Below are 3,984 nucleotides of genomic sequence, written 5' to 3' on the forward strand. Positions count from 1 at the left end.
GCCCGATCAGCCGGGGGAGCGCCGTGCGCTGGGCGGCGGCCGGGGAGTGCCGGCTGAACAGCTTGACGCGCGCGGACCAGATCAGCACCGCGCCGAGGACCGGCGGTTGCAGCGCCGCGATCATGTCGATCATGGGTTCCCTCCCATCGGGTTGGCCGGTGGGCGCCGCCCGGGCGGAGCGGCCCGTGCCCGCCCGGGCGGCGCCGGTCAGGCGGCGGCGTAGACGGTGGCGATGTCGATCTCGTTGGTGTCCGGGTGCCAGGCGCCGAGGACCTGGACGTGCCGGCCGACCTTCAGCAGCGACAGGTCACTGACCGCCGGCGTGCCGTTGTAGACGGCGGCGGACCGGCCGGGCACGACGTGGGCGACGATCCGGCGGCCCATGTGATCCAGGTGCAGCACGTTGCGACCGACCGCGGCGATGTGCGCGTGCAGGTTGACGATGTTGACCCAGACGGAGTCCGCGGCGAGCGTGCCGTCGGGCAGGCGGACGCCCCGCGCGTAGAGCCCGTCGCCCACAGCCACGTTGTCGAACGTGGTCGGGTGCAGCTTCCAGATGCTCGTGCCGTCGGTGACCCGGATCGGGTGCAGCACGGTGTCCGAGCCGGTGACCAGCAGCAGGTGGCCGGAGATCTTGCTGATCCGGCCTTCGACGAAGTTCGGGTCGGGGGCGCCGGGTTCGACGGCTGCCGCCTCGGCGGCGAAGGCGGCCTCGGGGGCGAGCGAGCCGAGCCCGGTGGCGCCGACCACGCCGCCCAGCGCGGCGGTGGCGAGCAGGCGTCGGCGGTCCAGGGTGTGTGGCATGTCGGATCCTCCTGTTCAGACGATGTCGACCGAGCAGGGCCGCAGCCCGACGGAGAGGCTGGCGATGGCGCTGAACGCCGCCGGGGTCAGGTCGATGATCCGGTTGCTGCCGCAGGCCGAGCCGCAGCAGGTGGTCTCGCCGCAGAACAGGTCGGTCTGCGGTCCGCAGTCGGCGATGGTGGTGCCGACCCGGGCGCCGTTGCAGAGGTTGGTGGTGTAGTGCCGGAAGCCGCAGCCGCGTCGACTCATGCTCAGTCCGCAGGTGTCGGGGTGGGTGATGGCATAGCAGGCGTCCGAGGTGTTGGGCCAGGCGTGCTGGTAGTTGCCCGAGTTGCAGGTGCCGCAGGCGCCGTGCCCGGTCGAGCCGCAGGGGCCCCAGGCGTTGCCGCAGCAGAACCACGACATCTCGCCGCGTAGAGCTGCCATGGATACCTCCTCCCGTAGCGCGTCATCGACAACGATGGATGTCGATGTGGATGGCATTGTTGTGGAAGACATTCAACGTCGTCAACGTTTCGGGCGAAAATTTCCTACGTGCGCGGGGATCGACGGCGTCCGGCGCGTGGGTGAATCCCATCGCGCCGGAAATGTATCCAATCGATGACCGTTGGTTTACAGTCCGAAAAGGAGGCGGCCGCAGGCAGGGAGCGCACCCATGACGGAACTGTGGCAACTGGGAGCCCTGGAGATCGCGGCCGCGATCCGGGAGGGGAAGACGACCAGTCTCGCCGTGCTCGACGCGCTCCGCGCGCGGATCGACGAGGTCAGCGGCCACCTCAACGCCGTGGTCGCCCGGCTCGACGACAGCGCCACGGCGGCGGCGGTCGCCGCCGACCGGGCGGTGGCGGACGTGGCGCACCTCGGCCCGCTGCACGGCGTGCCGGTCACCGCGAAGGAGAACATCGACATCAACGGCTGCGCGACCACCCACGGCGCCGCCGCGCTCAGCCAGGCGCTCGCGCCGTGTGACGCGCCGGTCGTCGAGCGGCTGCGGGCGGCCGGAGCGATCCCCTTCGCCCGGACCAACATGCCCGATTTCGGGGCGCGCGCCCACACCGACTCGTCCCTGCACGGCCGCACCCACAACCCGTGGCACCCAGACGTCACCGCCGGGGGGTCCTGTGGCGGCGAGGCCGCCGCCATCGCGACCGGGATGTCCCCGCTGGGCGTGGGCAACGATGTCGGCGGCTCGGTCCGGGATCCCGCCAACCGGTGCGGGATCGTCGCGATCAAGCCGTCGACCGGCCTCGTGCCGCACGCCTCGTCGATCCCGCCCGAGGAGGCGCTGCTCACGTACCAGCTCATGCTGGCCCAGGGCGTGCTGGCCCGGCGGGTGGCCGACGTGCGGGCCGGGCTTCTGGCCCTGGCCGGGCCGCACCCGCGCGATCCCCTGGCCCTGCCGGTCACCGTGAGTGCGCCGCGCCCGGACGCCCGGCTGCGACGTCGATCCGGCCATCGCCGCCGCGGTCCGGGCCGCCGGAGACCGGCTGGCCGCCGCCGGGCACCTGGTCGAGGAGGCGACACCGTCGGGGTGCGAACGCATCCGTCGACCTGTGGGCGGCGCTGGTGTTGAACGATTTCCGGGTGCTGCTGCCGGCCCTGGAGGGCGTGCTCGGCGCCGGCTCGAAGGCCTACCTCACGTACGCCCAGCAGTTGCTGCCGCCGCTCGACGCGGCGGCCGTGGCGGCGCTGCACCTCGAACGACACGGCACCGAGCTGCGCTGGCACCGCTTCCTCTCGGAGTGGGACGTGCTGCTGACCCCGGCCGGGGCCACCCCCGCCGCCCCGGCACGACGCGGACATCGCCTCCCTGGACGGGCTGCGCGCCGCCCTCGACCTGGTCCGGCCGCTGTTGCCGGCCAACCTGCTGGGCCTGCCGGCGGCGGTCGTACCGTGCGGGACCGCGTACGGGCTGCCGGTCGGCGCGCAGGTCACGGCCCGCCGGTTCGGCGACCTCACGGCGCTGGCCGCGGCGCAGGCCGTCGAGGACGCCTGTGGCGTGCTCACCCCGATCGACCCGGTGCCGCCCCACCCTGGCGCCGGTTGCGCGGTGTCACCGCTCAGCGGGGGCGGATGAGGCACATCCCCCCGCGCGCCGGCTGGTTCATCGCGGCCAGCGCGTCGGGAACCTCGGCCAGGCCGATGGTGCGGGTGATCAGCTCGCCCGGGCGCAGCACCCCGGCGTTGACCAGCCGGAGCATCTCCGGATAGGCGTGCGCCGGCATCCCGTGACTGCCCCGCAGCTCCAGCTCGTACGCGATCACCAGTTCCATCGGCAGCGCCGGGCGACCCTGCGCGGCGGGCAGCAGCCCGACCTGGACGTGCCGTCCCCGTCGCCGCAGGCTTTCGATCGAGGCGGCGCAGGTGGCGGCGCTGCCGAGCGCGTCCAGGGACAGGTGGGCGCCGCCGCCCGTCGCCTCCCGGACGGCCGCCGCCACCGCACCCGGCCCGGTGCGGGCGCTGCCGTCCACGCAGACGGTCGCGCCCGCACCGGGCGAGTTCGAGCGCGCGGGGGGCGACGTCGTCGGCCACCACCCGCGCGCCGCAGGCCGCCGCGATCATCACGGCGGAGAGTCCCACCCCGCCGCAGCCGTGCACCGCCACCCACTCGCCCGCGGCCACCCGCCCCTGGCTGACCACGGCCCGGAACGCCGTGGCGAAGCGGCAGCCGAGCGCCGCCGCGGTCGGATAGTCCAGGTCGTCCGGGAGCCGCACCAGGTTGACGTCGGCGTGCCGGACCGCCACATACTCGGCGAAGGAGCCCCAGTGGGTGAAGCCGGGTTGCGTCTGCCGTTCACACACCTGCTGGTCGCCGGCGAGGCAGGCGGCGCACTGGCCGCAGGCGCAGACGAACGGCGCGGTGACGCGGTCGCCGGGCCGCCAATTGCGGACGCCGGCGCCGACGGCGCTGACCACCCCGGCGAATTCGTGACCGGGGACGTGCGGCGGGCGGATGTCCGGATCGTGTCCCTGCCAGCCGTGCCAGTCACTGCGGCACAGCCCCGTCGCCTCGACGCGGACCACCACACCGTCGGTCGGCGGCTCGGGCTCCGGCACGTCACGGACCTGCGGTCGGGCACCGAACTCGTCGAAGATCACGGCACGCATGCGCCGCATCCTGACACGCGCGGCCTACGGCCGGGCGGGCGCCCCGGTCGGGACGGCCCGGGGCCGGTCAAG

4 protein-coding genes and 2 pseudogenes are annotated in these 3,984 nt (G+C 74.0%); 2 read left to right on the forward strand and 4 right to left on the reverse strand.

What is annotated here, in order from left to right; genetic code table 11:
• Positions 1–207 precede the first annotated feature (207 nt).
• Positions 208–804 carry a cell wall protein gene (locus tag ACWEVO_RS31940; protein ID WP_452311176.1) on the reverse strand — a complete coding sequence of 199 codons (597 nt, stop codon included), beginning with the start codon at positions 802–804 and terminating at the stop codon, positions 208–210.
• Positions 805–819: 15 nt separating this feature from the next.
• Positions 820–1,230: a hypothetical protein gene (locus ACWEVO_RS31945; protein WP_452311177.1), complete on the reverse strand. Its 411-nt coding sequence runs from the start codon at positions 1,228–1,230 to the stop codon at positions 820–822.
• 229 nt (positions 1,231–1,459) lie between these two features.
• Between ACWEVO_RS31945 and ACWEVO_RS31950 the strand changes: the two genes are divergently transcribed.
• Positions 1,460–2,377: an amidase family protein gene (locus ACWEVO_RS31950; RefSeq protein WP_452311178.1), complete on the forward strand. Its 918-nt coding sequence runs from the start codon at positions 1,460–1,462 to the stop codon at positions 2,375–2,377.
• A 210-nt stretch (positions 2,378–2,587) separates the two neighbouring features.
• Positions 2,588–2,881: pseudogene (locus ACWEVO_RS31955) on the forward strand (hypothetical protein); the annotation flags it as partial.
• Here the strand turns inward: ACWEVO_RS31955 and ACWEVO_RS31960 are convergent.
• Positions 2,865–3,275 carry a zinc-binding dehydrogenase gene (locus ACWEVO_RS31960; protein ID WP_452311179.1) on the reverse strand — a complete coding sequence of 137 codons (411 nt, stop codon included), beginning with the start codon at positions 3,273–3,275 and terminating at the stop codon, positions 2,865–2,867. The pseudogene ACWEVO_RS31955 and the gene ACWEVO_RS31960 overlap by 17 nt on opposite strands.
• Before the next feature lie 292 nt (positions 3,276–3,567).
• Positions 3,568–3,921 (reverse strand): annotated as a pseudogene (locus ACWEVO_RS31965) (alcohol dehydrogenase catalytic domain-containing protein); the annotation flags it as partial.
• Between the last annotated feature and the right edge of the window lie 63 nt (positions 3,922–3,984).

The organism is Micromonospora sp. NPDC003776 (genome assembly GCF_053605645.1).

Bases quoted from the DNA above. Each gene is read 5' to 3' on its own strand.
- ACWEVO_RS31940 (WP_452311176.1), bottom strand. From the start codon at position 804: ATGCCACACACCCTGGACCGCCGACGCCTGCTCGCCACCGCCGCGCTG.
- ACWEVO_RS31950 (WP_452311178.1), top strand. From the start codon at position 1,460: ATGACGGAACTGTGGCAACTGGGAGCCCTGGAGATCGCGGCCGCGATC.
- ACWEVO_RS31945 (WP_452311177.1), bottom strand. From the start codon at position 1,230: ATGGCAGCTCTACGCGGCGAGATGTCGTGGTTCTGCTGCGGCAACGCC.